The organism is Caldimonas sp. (assembly GCF_046291045.1).
Taxonomy (GTDB): domain Bacteria; phylum Pseudomonadota; class Gammaproteobacteria; order Burkholderiales; family Burkholderiaceae_C; genus Caldimonas.
Genome location: NZ_JBKBSL010000010.1, coordinates 15,626 through 35,289, shown reverse-complemented (window position 1 = coordinate 35,289; position 19,664 = coordinate 15,626). Strand labels below are relative to the sequence as shown.

Below are 19,664 nucleotides of genomic sequence, written 5' to 3'. Positions count from 1 at the left end.
GCCTGCCGCCCTTCCCACGATTGCCACGACAAGGACGAGCCATGAGCTACAACCGCCGCTCGAAGCACATCACCGAGGGCGTCGCCCGCGCGCCCAACCGCTCCATGTATTACGGCATGGGCTACAAGGAGGAGGATTTCGGCAAGCCCATGATCGGCGTGGCCAACGGCCACTCGACCATCACGCCGTGCAACTCCGGCCTGCAGCGCCTGGCCGACGCGGCCGTGGAAGGTCTGAAGGCCGCTGGCGCCAACCCGCAGGTCTTCGGCACCCCCACCATCAGCGACGGCATGGCCATGGGGACCGAAGGCATGAAGTACTCGCTGGTGTCACGCGAGGTGATCTCCGATTGCGTGGAGACCTGCGTGGGCGGCCAGTGGATGGACGGCGTGATGGTGATCGGCGGCTGCGACAAGAACATGCCCGGCGGCATGATGGGCATGCTGCGCGCCAACGTGCCCAGCGTGTACATCTACGGAGGCACCATCCTGCCGGGCAAGTACAAGGGTCAGGATCTCAACATCGTCAGTGTCTTCGAGGCCGTGGGCCAATTCACCGCCGGCAAGCTCAGCGAGGAGGACTTCTGCGAGATCGAGCGCCGTGCGATCCCGGGTAGCGGCTCGTGCGGCGGCATGTACACCGCCAACACGATGAGCTCGTCCTTCGAGGCCCTGGGCATGAGCCTGCCCTACTCGTCCACGATGGCCAACGTCGAGGACGAGGTGGTCGAGAATGTGAAAACGGCCGCCGCCGTGCTGGTGGAGGCCGTCAAGAAGGATCTCAAGCCGCGCGACATCGTCACCAAGAAGGCCATCGAGAACGCCGTGGCGGTGATCATGGCCACCGGGGGATCGACCAACGCGGTGCTGCACTACCTGGCCATCGCACACGCGGCCGGGGTGGACTGGACCATCGACGACTTCGAGCGCATGCGCCGGAAGATCCCCGTGCTGTGCGACCTCAAGCCCAGCGGCAAGTACCTGGCCATCGACCTGCACCGCGCCGGTGGCATCCCGGCGGTGATGAAGGAGCTGCTCAAGGCCGGGTTGCTGCACGGCGACTGCCTGACCATCACCGGCAAGACGGTGGCCGAGAACCTGGCCGACGTGCCCGACCTCTCACCGGACCAGGACGTGATCCGCCCGGTCAGCAAGCCCATCTATGCCCAGGGCCACCTGGCCATCCTGAAGGGCAACCTGGCCCCCGAGGGCTGCGTGGCCAAGATCACCGGCCTGAAGAATCCGAAGATCACGGGCCCGGCCCGTGTGTTCGACGATGAACAGTCGGCCCTGGCGGCCATCATGGCCAACCAGATCAAGCCCGGCGACGTGATGGTGCTGCGCTATCTCGGCCCCAAGGGCGGCCCGGGGATGCCCGAGATGCTGGCCCCCACCAGCGCCTTGGTCGGCCAGGGTCTGGGGGAATCGGTGGGCTTGATCACTGACGGGCGCTTCTCCGGCGGCACCTGGGGCATGGTGGTGGGCCACGTCGCGCCCGAGGCGGCCGAGGGAGGCACGATCGCGCTGGTGCGCGAAGGCGACACCATCACCATCGACGCCCACACGCTGACCCTACAGTTGCACGTCAGTGACGAGGAGCTTGCCCGCCGCCGCTCCACCTGGACACCGCCGGCGCCGCGCTACACGCGCGGCGTGCTGGCCAAGTTCGCGAAGCTGGCCAGCAGCGCCAGCTCAGGCGCCGTCCTCGACAAGTTCGAGTAAGCGAGCGCGTCAAATTTTCCTTTTGCGCGGTTCCTGACCCAGGGCGGCCAAGTTCTTCTTGCGCCGCTCTTTCTTTTTCTCCTCGAGCTTGTCCATCTGCCGACGCTTGGTGTAACCCGAGGCATCGGCCCAGGCCCACCAGGCCACTGCCAGCGCAAACGGCGACAGGATGATCCACCAGGACCACTCGGCCGCGGCGCCGAACTCGGCGAGCTTCAGCGCGATCAGCAAGACACCCAGAACAATGAAATACATTCGCACTCCGCTGGCTATTGGCTCGGACGCCCCCAGGACACCGGGCGCAAAGCCTAGAATGCGTGGTCCCGACTGTCAATCAACCCCCACGATCGCCGGAAAGACGTCATGAAGCCTCTTCTCGCCCTCGCCGCCCTCGCCTGCCTGAGCAGCCCCGTCCTGGCCAGCCAGCAACTGGCCCAGCAAAAGGCCTGCATGGCCTGCCATGCCGCCGACAAAAAGGTGCTCGGCCCCTCGTTCAAGGACATCGCCGCCAAGTACGCTGGCCAGAAGGATGCCGTCGACAAGCTGGCCCAGAAGGTCATCAAGGGCGGGGTGGGTGTCTGGGGCCAAGTCCCCATGCCGGCCAACGCCTCGGTCAGCGAGGCCGATGCCAAAACCCTGGTGCAGTGGATCCTGACGCACAAGTGATCCGCGCTGCGCGACAGACCTGAACCCTGAACCGACACCCCGCCCCGGCGGGGTGTCGTCTTTTCAGGGGAGCAGTTCGGCGACCAGCCAGCCGCGCAAGCTGTTGAGGAAGGCCAGCCCTTGCGCCCGGGCCAGCTCGTCGAGGTGCACCACTTGCTCGACCAGGCGGCCCTCGCGCAGGGCCATCGACCGGCCGATGCCACCCAGCAGGCCGCACGACAGCGGCGGCGTGACCCAGCGGCCTTGCAGTTTCACAGCGACATTGCCGCGGGTGAACTCGGTCAGTTCGCCGGCCTCGTTCCACAGCAAGGTGTCGAAGACCGCCGGATCGGTGGGGGCCACAGCGTCGTAGTGCGCGCGCCGCGTGGTCTTGAAGCGCACGAACTCGCTGCCGGCCGCCTCGAAGGGTCGCTCGGCGAGCCGGACCCGCACTGGTTGCACCACATCCGGCAGCGCGAAGGCCTCGGCCCGGCAGGATCCGTCGGCCCCGGCCAGCAGCCTGACGCGCCACAGACCTTCGGGGTGTGCGGCGACCAGCCGGTCCAGGGCCTGGGCGGCCACCTGCGGCTGCCAGGCAAACCCGAAATGCCGCGCGGCGGCGGCCATGCGCGACAGATGCTCGTCCCGATGCGCCAAGCGGCCCGCGTCCAGCCTCATGGTCTCCAGCAGCTCGAAGGGCGACTGTGCCCGCGCGAGGAAGGCCTGCTTGCTGCGCCATTCCGCCCATTCACCGGCCGCCTGCGCATCGGCCGTGATGCCGCTGCCAATGCCGCAACGGGCCTCGCCGCAACGCAGGCTCACGGTGCGGATGGGCACGTTGAAGGTGGCCGAGCCGCCGGGGCGCACCACTCCCACCGCCCCACAGTAGACGCCACGCGGGCCGGCTTCGAGTTGCGAGATCCAGTGCATGGCGCGCAGCTTGGGTGCGCCGGTGACGGAGCCGCAGGGAAAGAGCGCCTGGAAGATGTCGACCAGCCCAACCCCCGCCCGGGTGCGCGCGACCACGTCCGACGTCATCTGCCAGACGGTCGGCAGGGCCTGGGTATGGAACAGACGGGGCACCTGGACGCTGTGCGGCTGGGCCACGCGCGAGAGATCGTTGCGGATCAGGTCGACGATCATCAGGTTCTCGGCGCGTTCCTTCTCGCTGGTGCGCAGATGGTCGGCTCGGCGTGCATCGGCCTGCGGGTCTGCCTCCCGGGGGGCCGTCCCCTTCATCGGTCGCGAGAGGAGACGGCCGTCGCGCCAGTCGAAGAAGAGTTCGGGGGAAACCGACAGCACCTGCTGCGTGCCGGTGTCGAGGTAGGCGGCATAGCCGTCGGGCTGGGCGCGCAGCAAGGCCTGGAACAGCGCCAGGGGCTCGCCCGCGAAGGGGCTGCGCCATGGCGCGGTGAGGTTGATCTGGTAGACCTCGCCCTCGGCGATGGCAGCGTGGATGCGTGCAATCGCCTGGTCGAAGCCGGCGCGATCGATGCCGGCCGTCCAGGACAAAGGCTCGTACCGATGGGGCGGGAGGGCAGGCCAGGGCTGGGCATGGTCGAAGACCCCGAACCAGGCCAGCCGTCCTTCGGGCCGATGGACCTGCATCGCGCGATCGAAGGCCGGCGCCGCCTCGTAAGCGACGAAGCCTACACACCATCGGCCCTGCCGGGCTTCGGCCTCGACCCGTTCCAACATGGGCAGCACCTCGTCCAGCGTGTGCGCCTGGAGCACCGCCAGCGGGTCGAAGAAGGCGAAGCGCTCTCGCGCCGCCCCCTCGACCGGCGCGATGAAGTCGATCAGGGCAGTAGGAGCAGGCACGGGCGCAAGACAGGAAAGGCGGTGGGGCCGCCAGTCTAGCGCCCGCGAAAGGCATCAGTTGGACTGCGCCAACTGATCGAGGATGGCGGGGTTCTGGTGAGCACCTCACGTCGCTGCGCGACATGAGTGCTCCCCGTCCCCACTCAGCGCTGCGCGCTCGCCGCTGCCGCGGCGCCTCGATCAGTTGGACTGCGCCAACTGATCGAGGATGGCGGGGTTCTCCAGGGTGCTGGTGTCCTGGGTGATGGCCTCGCCCTTGGCGATGGAGCGCAGCAGGCGGCGCATGATCTTGCCCGAACGGGTCTTGGGCAGGTTGTCGCCGAAGCGAATGTCCTTGGGCTTGGCGATGGGGCCGATCTCCTTGGCCACCCAATTGCGCAGCTCATTGGCGATCTTTTTGGCTTCCTCGCCGGTGGGACGGGGGCGCTTGAGTACGACGAAGGCGCAGATGGCTTCGCCAGTGGTCTCGTCGGGGCGGCCCACCACCGCGGCCTCGGCCACCAGCTCGGTGCAGCTCACCAGGGCGGATTCGATCTCCATCGTGCCCATGCGGTGGCCCGAGACGTTGAGCACGTCATCGATGCGACCGGTGATGGTGAAGTAGCCGGTCTGAGCGTCGCGACTGGCACCGTCGCCGGCCAGGTAGTAGCCCTTGAGCTCGGCCGGGTAATAGCTTTTCTTGAACCGCTCCGGATCCCCCCAAATGGTGCGGATCATGCTGGGCCAGGGCTTCTTGATGACCAGGATGCCGCCTTGCCCGTTGGGCACATCCTGGCCGGTTTCGTCGACGATGGCTGCAGCGATGCCCGGGAAGGGCAGCGTGCACGACCCCGGGACCAACGGGGTGGCGCCGGGCAGCGGGGTGATCATGTGGCCGCCGGTCTCGGTCTGCCACCAGGTGTCGACGACGGGGCAGCGACCGCCACCCACGTTGGCGTGGTACCACTCCCAGGCTGCAGGATTGATAGGTTCGCCCACCGAACCCAGGATGCGCAAACTGGAGAGGTCGTAGCGCTTCGGGTGCACCGCCTCGTTGCTCTCGGCCGCCTTGATGAGCGAGCGGATGGCCGTGGGGGCGGTGTAGAAGATCGTGACCTTGTGGTCCTGGATCATGCGCCAAAAGCGGCCGGCGTCCGGGAAGGTGGGCACGCCCTCGAAGACGATCTCGGTGCCGCCCAGGGCCAGGGGGCCGTAGGTGATGTAGGTGTGGCCGGTGACCCAGCCGATGTCGGCCGTGCACCAGAAGATGTCGTTGTCCTTGAGGTCGAAGGTCCACTTGGTGGTGAGCGCGGCATGCAGCAGGTAGCCGCCGGTGCTGTGCTGCACGCCCTTGGGCTTGCCGGTGGAGCCCGAGGTGTAGAGCAAGAAGAGCGGGTGCTCGGCTTCGACCCATTCGGGCTCGCAGGTGGCGGGCTGATTCTGTGTGACCTCGTGCAGCCAAAGGTCGCGCGCCGGGTCGAAGGCGACGCTGCCGCCGGTGCGGCGGTAGACGATGACCTTGCGGATGCTCTCGCAGCCACCCAGGCTCAGAGCCTCGTCGACGATGGCCTTGAGCGGCAGGTGCTTGCCGCCGCGCACTTGCTCGTCGGCGGTGAGCACCATCACGGCGCCGGCATCCTGGATGCGGTCGCGCAACGACTGGGCCGAGAAACCACCGAAGACCACCGAGTGGGTGGCGCCGATGCGAGCGCAGGCTTGCATGACCACCACGCCTTCGACCGACATGGGCATGTAGATCACCACCCGGTCGCCCTTTTTCACACCCTGGGCCTTCAACGCATTGGCCAGGCGGCAGGTGCGCTCCAGCAGTTCGCGGTAGGTGACTCGGGTGACCTTGCCGTCATCGGTCTCGAAGATGATGGCCACCTTGTCGCCCAGGCCGCGCTCGACGTTGCGGTCCAGGCAGTTGTACGAGGCGTTGAGCGTGCCGTCCTCGAACCACTTGAAGAACGGGGCGTTGCTGTCGTTCAGCACCTTCGTGAAGGGGCGGTTCCAGCTCACCATCTCACGCGCCAGGCGGGCCCAGTAGCCTTCGTAGTCGGCCTCGGCCTCGGCGCAGAGCTTTTCGTAGGCCGCCATGCCAGACACATGCGCGCCGGCGACGATTTGGGCGGGCGGGGGATAGAGCTTGCTCTGCGGGTCGGACATGGGTGTGTCTCCTGTGGATGAGGGGTCAATCCGCTGGGTACGAAACGTTAGAGAGACGCTCTTACGACGGGCTTACTTTACGGTTGGCAGCGCCTAGGTATCGCCCGGACATGCAATCGACTCAAAGGTTTGAAATACTGCAGGACCGACGGTCGTGCGGGCTCGGATGCAAGTGTCTGCCGGCCCTAGAATCCACGACATTCCGTAGTATCCCTAGGCCATCGATGAGCGCCATTCCCGACCCCCGGGCCACCCGGCTGCGCCCGCTGCCCAAACTGATCTTTGCCAGCCGCTGGCTGCAACTGCCGCTCTATTTGGGCTTGATCGTCGCCCAGGGGGTCTACGTTTTCCATTTCTGGGTGGAGCTGGTTCATCTGCTCGAAGCCGCCTTCGGCAGTCAGGCAGCGCTGGACAAGCTGGTCACCAGCATCGGCTACAAGGCCGACGCCCAGGTGACCGCGCTGAACGAGACCATCATCATGCTCGTGGTGCTGGCGCTGATCGACGTGGTGATGATCTCCAACCTGCTGATCATGGTGATCGTGGGTGGCTATGAGACGTTCGTCTCCCGCCTGCATCTGGAGGGGCACCCGGACCAGCCGGAGTGGCTCAGCCACGTGAATGCCTCGGTACTGAAGGTCAAGCTGGCCACCGCCATCATCGGGATCTCGTCCATCCACCTGCTGAAGACCTTCATCAATGCCGCCAACTATGACGAGAAGGTGCTGATCTGGCAGACCTTGATCCACATCGCCTTCCTGTTCTCGGCCCTGGCGATCGCCCTGGCCGACCGGCTGATGAGTCACAGCTCCCCGTCCGACACGCATTGAGGACAGGCCATGAAGCGCTGGCTGCCCACCCGTGAGCAGTTGCTGGCGTCGCGTTGGTTGCGCCCGGTGGCGCACCGCCTTCAAGACGAACATCTGTGGCACCTGGACCGCAGCAGCGTCGCCCGCGCGGTGGGCATCGGCTTGTTCTTCGGCTTCATGCTGCCATTTGCCCAGTTTCTCTTCGCTGTGGTGACGGCGATCTTCCTGCGGGCCAACGTCGCGGTGGCGGCTGCCTCCACCCTGGTGACGAATCCCTTCACCTTCCCGCCGGTGTATTGGTTGGCTTACCAGATCGGCCGCTGGATCCTGGGAGACGGGCGAGGCGCCGTGGTGGCCCAGGCCCTGGAGGCTCATGTGGAGACCTTGGCTGCCCAGCAGGGGTGGTGGCAGGCGCTGTGGCAGTCGATCCAATCCACCGGGGCCCCGCTGGTGTTGGGCCTGGCCGTGCTGGCCGTGAGCAGCTCGGTGCTGGGCTATTTTGTGGTGTGGCTACTTTGGCGGCCGCGCTCGCACCCCCAGACGCCCCCGCCCGGAACCTGAGCCGATGGCGGGAACTTCCGCGCCGCGGATCGGCTCCATGCCGGGATTGTGCGTCGCGGCAACGCCGCGTCGCGTTCGTCTTTTGCCAAGCCCTGCGCGACGACGCGTTCGCGCGGCCTTGCCGGACGCTCTCGCCTGATGGCCCACATGACGACAAGCGCATCAGCTCGCCCGCACCCGGATTCCAGCGGCCTGGGGCCCGCGGGCAAAGGGATGTTCATCGCCGCTGCCGTGGTGGCCCTTGCATGGGTGCTCTGGCTGCTGAGCACCCAGACCCTGCCCTTGCAGGGACAGATCGACTGGGTTCCCTCCCTGGGCATCGACTTCGCATGGCGCATCGACGGCCTGTCGGCCCTGATGCTGTTGATGATCACCGGCGTGGGGGTCGCCGTCTTCGTCTATGCAGGCGGCTACCTGGACGGGCACCCTCAGCAGACTCGTCTGTATGTGCTGTTGATCGTCTTCATGCTGGCGATGATCGGCTGCGTCACAGCCGACAACCTCGTCGTGCTGTTCGTCTTCTGGGAGCTGACCAGCCTCACCTCCTTCTTGCTGGTGGGGTTCAACCACACCGAGCTGTCCAGCCGCAAGTCGGCCCAGCAGGCCTTCTTGGTGACCGGCACGGGAGGACTCGCCTTGCTCGCCGGCTTGCTGCTGCTCGGGCACGTGATGGGCAGCTATTCGCTGTCCACGCTCATCGAGCGTATCCCCTACGAAGAGGCCACACCGGCTCTGACCACGGCCCTGGTGCTGATCCTCGTCGGGGCGTTCACCAAGAGTGCGCAGTTTCCCTTCCATTTTTGGCTGCCCAATGCCATGTCGGCGCCTACGCCGGTGTCGGCTTACCTGCACTCGGCCACGATGGTGAAGCTGGGGGTCTACCTGCTGGCCCGCCTGGACCCGGCGTTCGGCGAGTGGGATCTGTGGGAAATCGCGCTCAAGTCAGCGGGATCGATCACCGCGGCTTGGGGCATGGCGCTGGCCCTGCGCGAGCGCGACCTCAAGCGCATCCTGGCGTGGTCCACCGTGGCCACGCTGGGCACGCTGGTGGTGTTGATCGGTCTGCGCGGTGAGGGCGCCACGGTGGCGGTGGGCGCTTTGCTGTTGGCCCACGCTCTGTACAAGGCCCCGCTATTCTTCGTCGCGGGCAATATCGACCACGGCACCGGCACGCGGGTGATCGACCGGCTGGGAGGGCTGCGCAACTCCATGCCCTTCACGGCCGCGGCGGCCTTGCTGGCCGGCATGTCGATGGCCGGGATGCCGCTGTCGTTCGGCTACATCGTCAAGGACGTGATCCTGGAGGTGAAGAGCGCCGACGATGTCTTCGCCTTCGCCCGCGCCGCCAATACGGTGTTCGGCGCCATCGCGGTGGCGGTGGCCGGCGTCGCCGCGGTGCGTGTGTTCTGGCGGCACCCCGGAACCAACGAAACCCCCGAAGCCCACGAGGGTGGGCCAGCCCTGGTGCTGCCGCCGCTGATCCTCGCCAGCCTGGGCATCGTGCTGGGCCTGTTCCCTTTCTATGCCGACGACCTCCTTGCACTGGCTGCCGTCGCGATGACGCCCGGGACGCAGGCCACCGTCATCAGCCTATCGCTGGAGATCGGGCCCTCGCTGGGGTCGCTCGCGGTGACTTTGTTGATCGGCGCGGCCGTTTACTTTTTGTGGGATCCGCTGCATCGTCTGTTCGAAACCGTGGGCCGCCGCGTCGGCTCCATCGGCATGGCGTCGCAGTACGAACGGCTGGTGGCGGCCATCCCGACGCTCGCAGCGCGCAGCACGCGCAAGCTGCAGCATGGCCGCCTGCCTGGCTACATGGCACTGACGGCCCTCACCGTCTCGCTTGGCCTGCTTGGGGCGCTGGGGCCAGCGCTCCTCACTTTGCCCGGTCCGCCACCGGGCGAGTGGTCCTGGGGCATTGCTGGCTCGGTGACCCTGATCGCCCTGGGCAGCGCAGCGGCGACCCTGCTGCGCGAGCGCCTGCCCCTGCTGCTGGCCAGCGGACTGGTAGGCTATGGCAGCGCTGCCCTGTTCCTGTTCTCGGGTGCCCCGGACCTGGCTTTCACGCAGTTCACGGTGGAAACCGTCTTTGTGGTCGTGGTGGCTGCCGTGCTGCTCAAGCTCAAGCGCTTGGGGCGTCCGATGTCCCTCGATGAACCGCCATGGCGCCCGGGAGCCGCGTTGGTGTCCGCGGCGTTCGCGACGCTGGTCACCGCCTTGCTGCTGCTGACCCTGGCTGCCCCCTTCGATGCCTCGCTGTCGGAGTTCTTCGCCGAGCGTAGCGTGCCCGAGGCCTTCGGCCGCAATGTGGTCAACGTGATCCTGGTCGACTTCCGCGCGCTGGACACCCTGGGCGAGATCGCCGTGGTGGCGCTGTCCTTCCTGGCGGCGCTACCGCTGCTGCGCAGCCTGCGCGGCGCCCCGGCGGCAGCGCAGGAGGGCCGCCGATGAATCCGCGCATCGTGATCCTCGACGTGGTGGCCCGGCGACTCTACTGGGTCATCCTCGCAGCGTCGCTGTGGGTGCTGCTGCGCGGCCACAACGAGCCCGGCGGCGGCTTCATCGGTGGGCTGGTGGCCGTGAGCGCCTCGGTGCTGTGGGGGCTCGCGCGCTCGCCGGCCGAGGCGGCGCGCCGCCTGCCCACGGGCTCACCGGTGACCCTGGCAGCTCTGGGCGTACTGGTGGCCGGCCTGTCGGGTCTGCCGGCCCTCGGGCAGGGACAGGCTTTCCTGACCCATTGGTGGGGCAGTCTCAACCTCGGGTTCACCGAGCTCAAGATCTCCACGGTGCTGCTGTTCGACATCGGGGTGTACCTGTGCGTGTGGGGTGCATTGGCCGGCTATGCCCTGGCGCTCATCGACATCGATGAGCCTTCATCCAAGAGATCCCGGGAGACCTGACCATGATCTGGCTGCTGGCCGTTGCCGTATGGATGTCCCTGGCTCTGGGCCTGTACCTGGCGCTCTCGCGCGACGTGCTGCGTTGCGTGCTGGGTCTGGCGGTGCTGGGCGCGGGGGCCAACCTCGTGTTGTTCTCCGCGGGCCGCATCGGCCCGACCCAACCTCCTGTGGTGCCCCTGGGTGAGAGCGTGCTGGCGCAGGCGGCCAACCCCCTGCCCCAGGCGCTCGTGCTCACGGCGATCGTGATCGGCTTTGCGCTGGTGTGCTTCTCGCTGGTGCTGGTGTTGCGCCTGATCGAGCGCGCGCGCACCGACGACGCGCTGGCGCTGCGCGAGGCCGAGCCCGAGCCGGCCGACCCCGTCAAGCCGCCACTGCCCACGCGGGAGGCCGACGTCCGCGCCGGAGGGGCCGCATGAGCACGAGTGCATTGGCGGTGGCGCCGGTGCTGGTGCCGCTGGGCACGGCCATGCTCACCACGGTCGCGCAGAGGCGCCCCGGGGTGCAGCAAACCATCAGCTTCGCCGGCGTCGCAGCCCTGACCGTCTGTGCCCTGCTGCTGGTGGCACAGGCCTCTTCCGGCACACCGGCCGTGGCCCAGTTCGGTGGCTGGGCGGCGCCCTATGGCATCGAGTTCGTGGTGGACGGCACCGGCGCTGTGCTGGTGTTGATCACCGCCCTGATGGGCGTGGCCTCGCTGCTTTTCCTGTTGAGCGACGCAGACCCTGGACCGCGCCACCCCTTGTTGCTGCCGCTGGTGCACGGCGTGCTGGCCGGCGTGGGCGGCTCGTTCTGCACGGCCGACCTCTTCAATCTGTATGTGTGGTTCGAAGTGATGCTGATCTGCTCGGTGGGGCTGTTCGCCATCGGCGGGCGAGTCGATCAACTCGACGGCACCTTCAAGTACCTGGCGCTCAATCTCTTCGGCACCATGCTGCTGCTGATGAGCGTGGGCCTGATCTACGGTGCCACCGGCCACCTCAACTTCGCGGCACTGGGCGAGGCCTCGGCGCAGTGGCCGCCAGCCCTGGGCCTGGCCCTGCTGGCTGCGCTCACGCTCGCCTTCCTGATCAAGGCGGGCGCCTTCCCGCTCTTCGCCTGGCTGCCGGCGTCATACCACACTCTGCCCGCACCGGTGCTGGCCCTGTTTGCAGGCCTGCTCACCAAGGTCGGGGTCTACGCCGTGCTGCGCACGCTGGGCGACGTGTTCAGCCCAGCGCCGCAAGTGCTCTACGAGGCTCTGGGCTGGATCGCTGCGGCGACGATGATCACCGGCGTGCTAGGGGCCGCCTACCACTGGGACATCCGTCGCATCCTGGCCTTCCACATCATCAGCCAGATCGGCTACATCCTGCTGGGCATTGCGCTGGCGACACCCGAGGGTCATGCAGCCACGCTCTTCTACACCGTGCACCACATCGTAGTGAAGGCCAACCTTTTTCTGATCGGCGCCATCGTCTGGGCGCTCACCGGCAGCTACGACCTGCGCCGCATCGGCGGGCTGTATGCGCTCAAGCCGCTGCTGGCCGTGCTGTTCCTGATTCCCGCACTGTCTCTGGTGGGCATCCCGCCACTGTCGGGCTTCTGGGCCAAGCTGCTGATCCTGCGCGAGGCCATCGCGCAGGAACGCATCGTCTGGACCGTGGCCGCCCTGCTGGTGAGCGTGCTCACGCTGTATTCGATGATGAAGATCTGGATGGAGGCCTTCTGGAAGGCCCATCCCGAGGAGACCTGGCGGCCGGCACGCGTTCGGCTCAAGGCCGCCTACCTGGCCACGGCCTGCCTGGCCGCCGTGACGCTGTGGATCAGTCTGTCGCCCCAGAACCTGCTGGGCTACGCCCAGGCTGCGGTGGCCAGCTTCGGTCGCTGAAGGCCCCGAGGAGGAAGATCGATGGCCATCCTACGCCACCCCCTGGTCAGCTTGACGCTGCTACTGCGCTTCGTGCGCGCCGTGGTCGTCTCGGGCTGGCAGACCGTGCGCGTGATCCTGCGCGCCAGCGGCCCTGCCGGCGAACGCCCGCCGGTGGGCTTCATCCGCATGCGCTTTGCCCCGATGAGTGAGGAAGGCGCTGCCTTGCTGGGCTGCATGATCTCGCTCACGCCGGGCACCACCACCATCGACATCGACATGGAGCGCCACGAGATGTTGCTGCACATGCTCGACACCTCCGACGCCGCGGGTGCCGTCGCCAGCATCCGGCATGACTTCGAGCGTTCCCTCGTCATCCTGTTCGGAAAGGCCTCGGCATGATCGTCCACCTGCTCGTCCTCAGTGCCTTGGCCGCCTCGGCGCTGGCCGCCGTGCGCATCGTCAAGGGGCCCACGCACGCGGACCGTGTCGTGGCGCTGGACATCTTGCTGGCCGCCGGCGTGGCCCTGTGCGTGGCCGCGTCGCTGGCCACTTCACGCACCGTCTTTTTGGACGTGGGGATCGGCCTGGCCTTGGTCGGCTTCGTCGCCACGATCGGCTGGGCTCGCCTGATCGACCGCGCTGCCCGCGACGATGCCAGGGAGGCACCGCGATGAACGGGCTGCTGCAGATCCTGGCAGCGTTGCTGCTGCTGGCCGGCGGCGCCTTGTTGTTGGTGGCCGCATGGGGAGTCGTGCGCCTGCCCGATGCCCTGGCACGCCAGCACGCCGCCACCAAGGCGGGCACGCTGGCGCTGGCCTGCGTGTGTCTGGGAGCAGCAGGATGGGCGCAGGATGCGGCTTGGACTTGGCGGTTGCTGGCGATCCTGGTGTTTCTGGTCGTCACGCTGCCGGTGGCCTCGCATTTGCTGGCCCGCGCAGCAGTGCGCGAAGGACACCCCCAGACCGATATCGATGCCGCCCCCCGCATCGATGGCCTGCCCGACCGGGGTTGATCAGGGGCGAGGCTGGTCGTCGGGCACCGGCGCCTTGGACGGGCTGCGCAGGTGCATCGCCGCCTTGGCCAGAAGATTGGCCGACACCGGGGCGGTAACGAAGAGGAACAGCGTGATCAGCAGCTCATGCAGGCTGTAGCGACCCTCGGCCCAGTTGCTGGCCATGCTGGCCACGAGCACACCACCCACCCCCAGGGTCGTGGCTTTGGTCGGCGCATGCAGTCGCATGTAAAAGTCGGGAAAGCGCAGCATCCCGACGGCGCCCACCAAAGCGAACACACCGCCGACCACCAGCATCAGCGCGATCACCGCCTGCACGGCCCAATGAAGTTCGTTCCACATCGTCCACCTCACTCGATCACGTCGCCGCGGGACAGGTAGCGCGCCAGCGCCACCGTGGAGGCGAATCCCAACAAAGCGATGATCAGCGCGGCTTCGAAGAACAGCTCCGTGCCGAAGCGCATGCCGAAGAGAATCACCAGGGCCACCACGTTGATGTACATCGTGTCCAGGGCCAGCACCCGGTCGGGTTTCTCCGGTCCGCGCAGCAGCTGCCATGCACACAGCACCAGGGCCAAACCCACCGCCGCGAAAGCGAAGTTGAGCGCCCAGTCGATCAGGGGCCATCCGTTCATCCGAAGATCTCCATCAGCGGTTGCTCGTAGCGCTGCTTGATCTGCTCGGCAAGCGCCTGAGGGTCGGCGCAGTCGAGCGCGTGCACCAGGATCTCATGCCGCTCGTCGTCGACGATGCACGATACCGTGCCCGGCGTGGTGGTGATGATCGTGGCCAGCAGTGTGATAGCCCCCGGCTGCTGCAGCTCCAGCGGCACGCGCACCCAGGCCGGGCGGGGGGTTGACGAAGGCGACAGCACGATGCGCGCAACGATGAAGTTGGACACCACGATGTCCCACAACACGATGAACACGAAGCGCAGGGCCAGCATCGGCTTGTGCAGGTGCGTCGCAGGCCCGAGGAGACCATGCACGAGCCGCGGCACCACCAGCCCCAGTACGAGGGCCGCGACGATATGCGCCGGTGCCAGGCTTTCCTGCAGCAGCAACCACACGGCAGCCAACAACAGGGACAGCACGGGGTGAGCTGCCCAACGCCCGGGGCCGATCGTCTCCCGAGGGGGGCGGGCCGCGCGTGGAGCGGAAGATGTGGGACGGTTCATCGTGGGGTCTCCGGCCGCGAACGGTAGGGGCGGGTCGTCTCGGCCCGTTCGCCACCGTATTCGCTCAAGGCGGCGCGGGCATAGGCAGCCCGGTCGGTGAGCTGCTCAGCCGCGGCTTGGGTGTAGCGTTGCACGGGGGCAGCCAGCACGCTCAACGCCACGCTGGCAGCCAGCAAAGCAAGCGTGGCCAGAACCAGCTTGGCACTGGCGCCAGCGGCGGCGCCAGCGGGCAGGTCGTCCCGCACGTGCCAAAACAGAATGCTGCCAGCACGCGCCAGCCCCACCAACGTGAGGAAGCCCACCCCCAGCACCACGCTCCACACGGTGGCGTGCCAGGCATGGTGACTGGCCGCCTCGAGAATCATCAGCTTGCCGATGAAACCCGGCAGAGGCGGCAAGCCCGCCGTGGAAGCGGCCGCCAGCAGCAGCATCAAGCCCAGCAGCGCCGGTTGCGCCACCGGCGAGGCCGGAACGAGTCGCGTGGCCGCTTCGCCGCGCTGAGCGCCGACGAGTTCGGCCAGCAGGAACAGCCCGGCCGTGACCAGTGTGCTGTTGAGCATGTAGTACAGCGCCGCAGACCAAGCCTGTGCCGAGAACAGGCCCAGGCCGGCCAGTACGGTACCGACCGAAGCCACCGTGAGCCAGGCCACCAGGCGCGGCAGCGTGCGCGCCGCCAGCGCCCCAGCCACCCCCAACGCACTCGTGATCAGGGCCAGCGGCAGCAAGACCGGCTCCACGGTGAGGGCGGCATCGCCGGCCCCTGCACCAAAAACCACACCGTGAACCCGGACGATGGCATACACGCCGACCTTGGTCATGAGGGCAAACAGCGCCGCCACCGGTGCACTGGACGCGGCGTAGGTTGCCGGCAGCCACATCGCCAGCGGCATCAAGGCCGCCTTGAAGCCGAACACCACCAGCAGCACCAGCGCCGCAGCCTGCAGGACCACCGACTCCGGCGCCGTCACTTTGGGCACGCGCAGTGCCAGATCTGCCAGGTTGAGGGTGCCTGTCTTGGCATAAATCAGTGCCACACCGATCAAAAAGAGGGCAGAAGCCGCGAGATTGAGCACCACATAGTGCACGCCCACGCGAAAGCGTTCCCTGCCCTGGCCGTGCACCATCAGCACGTAAGAAGCGATGAGCAAGACCTCGAAAAACACGAAAAGGTTGAACAGGTCGCCGGTGACGAAGGCCCCATTCAGGCCCATGAGCTGGAACTGGAAAATGGCGTGGAAGTACCGCCCACGGGCATCCCAGCCCCCAGTGGCGTACCACAACACCGGCAGTGCGACGCAGGCGGTGAGCAGCAGCATCAGCGCGCCCAGACGGTCGATCAGCACCAGGATCCCGAACGGTGCCGGCCAGTCGCCGACCTTGTAGACGCGCAGCTCACCATGACCGGCCTCGATGGCCAGGCGTGCGGCGATGACCAGCCCAAGCACCGTCGACGCCAGCGCGATGCGTCGCGCCCACAGCAGTTTGTGATGCCCATGGCTGCCGTGGGCGTCGCCCCCGTGGTCTCCGATCAGCAGCAAGACGATGGCGGTGATGGAAGGCAACAGCACCGGCAGGATGGGCAGGTGTTCGCTGAACCAGTTCATGCCCGCCCCGACTCGTCAGAATGACCATCGACGTGGTCACTGCCGGACTCGTGATGGCTGCGCAGGGCCATTTCGATCACGAAACCCGTGGTGGCAAAGCCGATCACGATGGCGGTGAGCACCAAGGCTTGAGGCAGCGGGTCGGCCACCTGTGCGCCTGGCGTGAGGATCGGCGGCGCGGCGCTCCACAACCGGCCCATCGCGAAGATGAAAACGTTGACCGCATATCCCAGCAGGGTCAGGCCGATCACCACCGGGAAGGTGCGCCCACGCAGCATCAGATAGATGCCGCAGGCCGTCACCCAGCCGATGCCGGTGGCCACGAGGAATTCCATCGTCATGCGCTCACTCCCTTGTCCTTGGACGTTTCCTTGCTGGCCGCCCCCAGCACCGACAACATCAGCATCGTGGCACCGACCACCGTGATGTAGACCCCGAGATCGAACAGGGCCGCGGTCGCCAGCGGCAACTCACCCAGCACGGGCACCACTGGATGGCCATGAGCGCTGGTGAGGAAGGGTTCACCGAAGAAGAAGGCGCCCACCCCCGTGAGCCACGCAATGCCCAGCCCCAGGCCGATCCAGCGCACGAAGCGGCGGCCGGCGGCGGCTCGAAGTAAAGCCTCGGCGCGGGCTTGGCCCAGGGCCATGTACTGCAGCACCAGGGCCACAGCGGTGATCAGGCCGGCGATGAAGCCGCCGCCGGGCAGGTTGTGCCCGCGCCAGAAGATGTAGGCACTGACCACGAGGGCCAGCGGCAACACCAGACGGGCCACCACGCGCAGCATCAAGGGTTCCTGGCTGTAGCTCCAGGGTCGTCCCTGCGGGTCGAGCGCCGGGCGATGCACGCGCAAGCCCTCGAGCAAGGCCAGCACACCGACAGCGGCGATGCCCAGTACGGTGATCTCACCGAAGGTGTCGTAGCCGCGGAAGTCCACGAGGATGACGTTCACCGCGTTAGTGCCGCCTCCTTCGGGCAGGGACTTCTCGAGGAAGTACCAGGAGATGGACTCATGGTCTCGGGTGAGCATGAGCCAGGCCACCCATGCCACACCGCCGCCGCCGGCGGCGGCCAGCACGGCATCACGCCATCGGCGTCGCGCACTCGACTCCGCTGGCGTGGTCTGCGGCAACAGCGCCAAGCCCATCAGCAGCAGCACCGTGCTGACCACATCGACCGACAGTTGCGTCATGGCCAGGTCGGGTGCCGACAAGGCCACGAAAGCCAGAGAGCTCACCAGGCCCACCGCGCCAGCCAGGATGACCGCCGTGAACCGTTGGCGGTGAGCCCTCAGCAACGCCACCCCGACCACCAGCAGGATGAGCCACACCGCCACCGCCACGGCAGGGGCTGGCAGCAGTTCACGTCCCTGGGCTCCCAGCGTATCGGCCGCCGGCAGCCAGAACGGCCAGGCGGCCAGCGCGATCGCCAGGCCGATCATCCAGGCCAGGTAACGCTGCAGAGAACCGTTCTCGATGGCGGCCGTGATCCGGCCGGCCAAGCCGAACAGCCCATCGATGAAGCCCGTGAACACGGCCTTGCCGCTGAAGGCGCGCGGCTCATGGCGATGCAGCCGCCCGCCGGACTGCCAGGCGACGTAGTAGATCGCGCCGCCGCCCACGGCGATCACGCTCATCAGCAGCGGCAGGTTCAGGCCATGCCACAGCGCGGGATGGAACTGCGGCGCCGGCGCGCCCAGCACCGCAGTGGCCGCCGCCACCACCAGCGGCCCGGTGATCAGTGCCGGCATCAGGCCCACCGCGATGCAGATCGCCACCAGCAAGGCCACCGGCGCCTTCATGCCCCAGGGAGGTTCATGCGGATGGGCCGGCAGCTCGCGGGCCGGGCCGTTGAAGAACACGTCATGCACCAGGCGCAGCGAGTAGGCCATCGAGAACAGCCCACCGACGGTGGCCAGCACCGGCACGAGCCAGCTCAGCGAGCCCCAGAACTGCGCATGCACGGCCTGCTCGAACATCATCTCTTTCGAAAGGAAGCCGTTGAACGGTGGCAAGCCAGCCATCGAGGCCGAGGCCAGCAACGCAAAGCTGCCCATCCACGGCATGGCCTTCATCAGCCCGCCCAGGCGGCGCAGGTCGCGCGTGCCGGTTTCGTGGTCGACGATGCCGGCAGTCATGAACAGCGCCGCCTTGAAACTGGCGTGGTTGAGGATGTGGAAGATGGCCACCACCGCCGACATCGGCGAGGACAGGCCGATCAGGAAGGCGATGAAGCCCAGGTGGCTGACGGTGGAGTAGGCCAGCAGCCCCTTCAGGTCGTGCTTGAACAGGGCCACGAAGGCGGCGAACACCATCGTGACGAGGCCCACGGTGGCGACGATGCCCTCGAACAGGGCGTTGCCGCCGATCACCGGGTACAGCCGCGCCAGCAGGAAGAGCCCTGCCTTCACCATCGTGGCCGAGTGCAGGTAGGCCGACACCGGCGTGGGTGCGGCCATGGCCTCGGGCAGCCAGAAGTGGAAGGGGAACTGCGCGCTCTTGGTGAAGCAACCCAGCAGGATGAGGACGAGCGCCACCGGGAACATCGGGTGGGCCTGGATCTCGGCGCCACGACCGAGCATCTGCGAGAGTTCGTAGGTTCCGGCGATCTGCCCCAGCACGACAAAGCCGGCCAGCAAGGCCAGCCCCCCGCCGCCGGTCACCGCCAGCGCCATGCGGGCGCCGGCGCGCGACTCCTCCTTGTGGCCCCAGTAACCGATGAGCAGGAAGGACGAGATGCTGGTGAGTTCCCAGAACACCACCAGCAGCAGCAGGTTGTCCGACAGCACGATGCCCAGCATGGCCGCCATGAAGAGCATGAGCGTGCTGAAGAACTTGCCGGCCGGATCGTCGGGGTGCAGGTAGTAGGCGGCATACAGCACGATGAGGATGCCGATGCCGCTGATCAGTGCGGCGAACATCCAGGCCAGGCCGTCCAGCCGCAGACCGAGGTTCAGGCCGATGGCGGGCACCCAGGGCCAGTGGGCGAGCAGGGTCTGACCTGCAAAGACCGGCGCGGCCCCTTCGAGCAGCCCCCCCAGCGCGGCGGCAGCCACCAGGCCAGCCGCCCAGGCGGTCGCGCGGCGGCGCGCCGGCGTCTGGACGCGGCCCAGCCAGAAGCACAGGGCGGTGCCCAGCACCAGGGGGAGCAAGACGACCGTGGCGAGCAGGTTCATCGTGTCAGGCAGATCGGTGTGGCAAAAACGCGCCTGCCATCGCAGCCGACGGCGGCACGCAAAAAACGACTGATTTTAGAAACATGTGCCGCAGCACCTGCTTGTGGCAATCACTCAGGCGCTCGACGCCGTCTTGTCATGTCCGTGCAAGCTCCATCGGTTTTGATCCCCGCGCTCGACGGGTGGGCCCGCTAAAATTGCAGGCTCGCTCGGGCCCTGCCCCTTCGCCCCACTACCCCAGC

At 67.3% G+C, this 19,664-nt stretch carries 20 protein-coding genes; 11 read left to right on the top strand and 9 right to left on the bottom strand.

The features are described from left to right. Nucleotides 1-41: 41 nt before the first annotated feature. Nucleotides 42-1,721, top strand: coding sequence for a dihydroxy-acid dehydratase (ilvD, locus tag ACK4ZD_RS05350; protein WP_409659492.1), 1,680 nt, complete (start codon nt 42-44; stop codon nt 1,719-1,721). A 9-nt stretch (nt 1,722-1,730) separates the two neighbouring features. Here the strand turns inward: ilvD and ACK4ZD_RS05345 are convergent, their stop codons facing one another. After that, nucleotides 1,731-1,976 carry a TIGR04438 family Trp-rich protein gene (locus tag ACK4ZD_RS05345; RefSeq protein WP_409659491.1) on the bottom strand — a complete coding sequence of 82 codons (246 nt, stop codon included), beginning with the start codon at nt 1,974-1,976 and terminating at the stop codon, nt 1,731-1,733. A gap of 108 nt (nt 1,977-2,084) precedes the next feature. Between ACK4ZD_RS05345 and ACK4ZD_RS05340 the strand changes: the two genes are divergently transcribed. After that, complete coding sequence (locus ACK4ZD_RS05340) at nt 2,085-2,387, top strand: c-type cytochrome (RefSeq protein ID WP_409659490.1); 303 nt, start codon at nt 2,085-2,087, stop codon at nt 2,385-2,387. 63 nt (nt 2,388-2,450) lie between these two features. Here the strand turns inward: ACK4ZD_RS05340 and pabB are convergent, their stop codons facing one another. Both pabB and acs read right to left on the bottom strand, forming a co-directional pair. Further along, the gene (pabB, locus tag ACK4ZD_RS05335; RefSeq protein WP_409659489.1) at nt 2,451-4,187 is read right to left on the bottom strand and encodes an aminodeoxychorismate synthase component I; all 1,737 of its coding nucleotides are present in this window, start codon (nt 4,185-4,187) and stop codon (nt 2,451-2,453) included. A gap of 180 nt (nt 4,188-4,367) precedes the next feature. Next, the gene (gene acs, locus ACK4ZD_RS05330) at nt 4,368-6,335 is read right to left on the bottom strand and encodes an acetate--CoA ligase (protein ID WP_409659488.1); all 1,968 of its coding nucleotides are present in this window, start codon (nt 6,333-6,335) and stop codon (nt 4,368-4,370) included. Nucleotides 6,336-6,559: 224 nt separating this feature from the next. Between acs and ACK4ZD_RS05325 the strand changes: the two genes are divergently transcribed. From ACK4ZD_RS05325 to mnhG, 9 genes are all read left to right on the top strand, one after another. Further along, nucleotides 6,560-7,165 (top strand): YqhA family protein, encoded by a 606-nt coding sequence (locus ACK4ZD_RS05325; protein ID WP_409659487.1) that lies wholly within the window; start codon nt 6,560-6,562, stop codon nt 7,163-7,165. A gap of 9 nt (nt 7,166-7,174) precedes the next feature. Then, nucleotides 7,175-7,705, top strand: coding sequence for a DUF2062 domain-containing protein (locus ACK4ZD_RS05320; RefSeq protein ID WP_409659486.1), 531 nt, complete (start codon nt 7,175-7,177; stop codon nt 7,703-7,705). Nucleotides 7,706-7,918: 213 nt separating this feature from the next. Further along, nucleotides 7,919-10,156: a hydrogen gas-evolving membrane-bound hydrogenase subunit E gene (gene mbhE / locus ACK4ZD_RS05315; protein WP_409659485.1), complete on the top strand. Its 2,238-nt coding sequence runs from the start codon at nt 7,919-7,921 to the stop codon at nt 10,154-10,156. Continuing rightward, the gene (locus ACK4ZD_RS05310) at nt 10,153-10,605 is read left to right on the top strand and encodes an MnhB domain-containing protein (protein WP_409659484.1); all 453 of its coding nucleotides are present in this window, start codon (nt 10,153-10,155) and stop codon (nt 10,603-10,605) included. Before mbhE ends, ACK4ZD_RS05310 begins: the two co-directional genes overlap by 4 nt. 2 nt (nt 10,606-10,607) lie before the next feature. Then, the gene (locus ACK4ZD_RS05305; protein WP_409659483.1) at nt 10,608-11,021 is read left to right on the top strand and encodes a sodium:proton antiporter; all 414 of its coding nucleotides are present in this window, start codon (nt 10,608-10,610) and stop codon (nt 11,019-11,021) included. After that, entirely contained in the window at nt 11,018-12,472 is a 1,455-nt protein-coding gene (locus ACK4ZD_RS05300) for a proton-conducting transporter membrane subunit (RefSeq protein WP_409659482.1), read from the top strand. Before ACK4ZD_RS05305 ends, ACK4ZD_RS05300 begins: the two co-directional genes overlap by 4 nt. Nucleotides 12,473-12,493: 21 nt before the next feature. Continuing rightward, nucleotides 12,494-12,853, top strand: coding sequence for a Na+/H+ antiporter subunit E (locus ACK4ZD_RS05295; protein WP_409659481.1), 360 nt, complete (start codon nt 12,494-12,496; stop codon nt 12,851-12,853). Next, entirely contained in the window at nt 12,850-13,128 is a 279-nt protein-coding gene (locus ACK4ZD_RS05290) for a monovalent cation/H+ antiporter complex subunit F (RefSeq protein ID WP_409659480.1), read from the top strand. Before ACK4ZD_RS05295 ends, ACK4ZD_RS05290 begins: the two co-directional genes overlap by 4 nt. Continuing rightward, on the top strand, nt 13,125-13,466 hold the full coding sequence (gene mnhG, locus ACK4ZD_RS05285; protein WP_409659479.1) for a monovalent cation/H(+) antiporter subunit G: 342 nt from the start codon (nt 13,125-13,127) through the stop codon (nt 13,464-13,466). The genes ACK4ZD_RS05290 and mnhG overlap by 4 nt, the downstream gene beginning before the upstream one ends. Here mnhG and ACK4ZD_RS05280 read toward each other — a convergent pair whose 3' ends face one another. From ACK4ZD_RS05280 to ACK4ZD_RS05255, 6 genes are read right to left on the bottom strand one after another with little or no spacing between them, the layout of a single operon-like run. Beyond that, nucleotides 13,467-13,808, bottom strand: a complete 342-nt coding sequence (locus tag ACK4ZD_RS05280) for a Na+/H+ antiporter subunit G (RefSeq protein WP_409659478.1) — start codon at nt 13,806-13,808, stop codon at nt 13,467-13,469. Nucleotides 13,809-13,816: 8 nt separating this feature from the next. Then, on the bottom strand, nt 13,817-14,101 hold the full coding sequence (locus tag ACK4ZD_RS05275; protein WP_409659477.1) for a K+/H+ antiporter subunit F: 285 nt from the start codon (nt 14,099-14,101) through the stop codon (nt 13,817-13,819). Beyond that, on the bottom strand, nt 14,098-14,643 hold the full coding sequence (locus ACK4ZD_RS05270; RefSeq protein ID WP_409659476.1) for a Na+/H+ antiporter subunit E: 546 nt from the start codon (nt 14,641-14,643) through the stop codon (nt 14,098-14,100). Before ACK4ZD_RS05270 ends, ACK4ZD_RS05275 begins: the two co-directional genes overlap by 4 nt. Next, nucleotides 14,640-16,247 (bottom strand): monovalent cation/H+ antiporter subunit D, encoded by a 1,608-nt coding sequence (locus ACK4ZD_RS05265; protein ID WP_409659475.1) that lies wholly within the window; start codon nt 16,245-16,247, stop codon nt 14,640-14,642. The genes ACK4ZD_RS05270 and ACK4ZD_RS05265 overlap by 4 nt, the downstream gene beginning before the upstream one ends. Next, the gene (locus ACK4ZD_RS05260; RefSeq protein WP_409659474.1) at nt 16,244-16,588 is read right to left on the bottom strand and encodes a Na+/H+ antiporter subunit C; all 345 of its coding nucleotides are present in this window, start codon (nt 16,586-16,588) and stop codon (nt 16,244-16,246) included. Before ACK4ZD_RS05260 ends, ACK4ZD_RS05265 begins: the two co-directional genes overlap by 4 nt. Next, nucleotides 16,585-19,422 (bottom strand): monovalent cation/H+ antiporter subunit A, encoded by a 2,838-nt coding sequence (locus tag ACK4ZD_RS05255; protein ID WP_409659473.1) that lies wholly within the window; start codon nt 19,420-19,422, stop codon nt 16,585-16,587. The genes ACK4ZD_RS05260 and ACK4ZD_RS05255 overlap by 4 nt, the downstream gene beginning before the upstream one ends. Between the last annotated feature and the right edge of the window lie 242 nt (nt 19,423-19,664).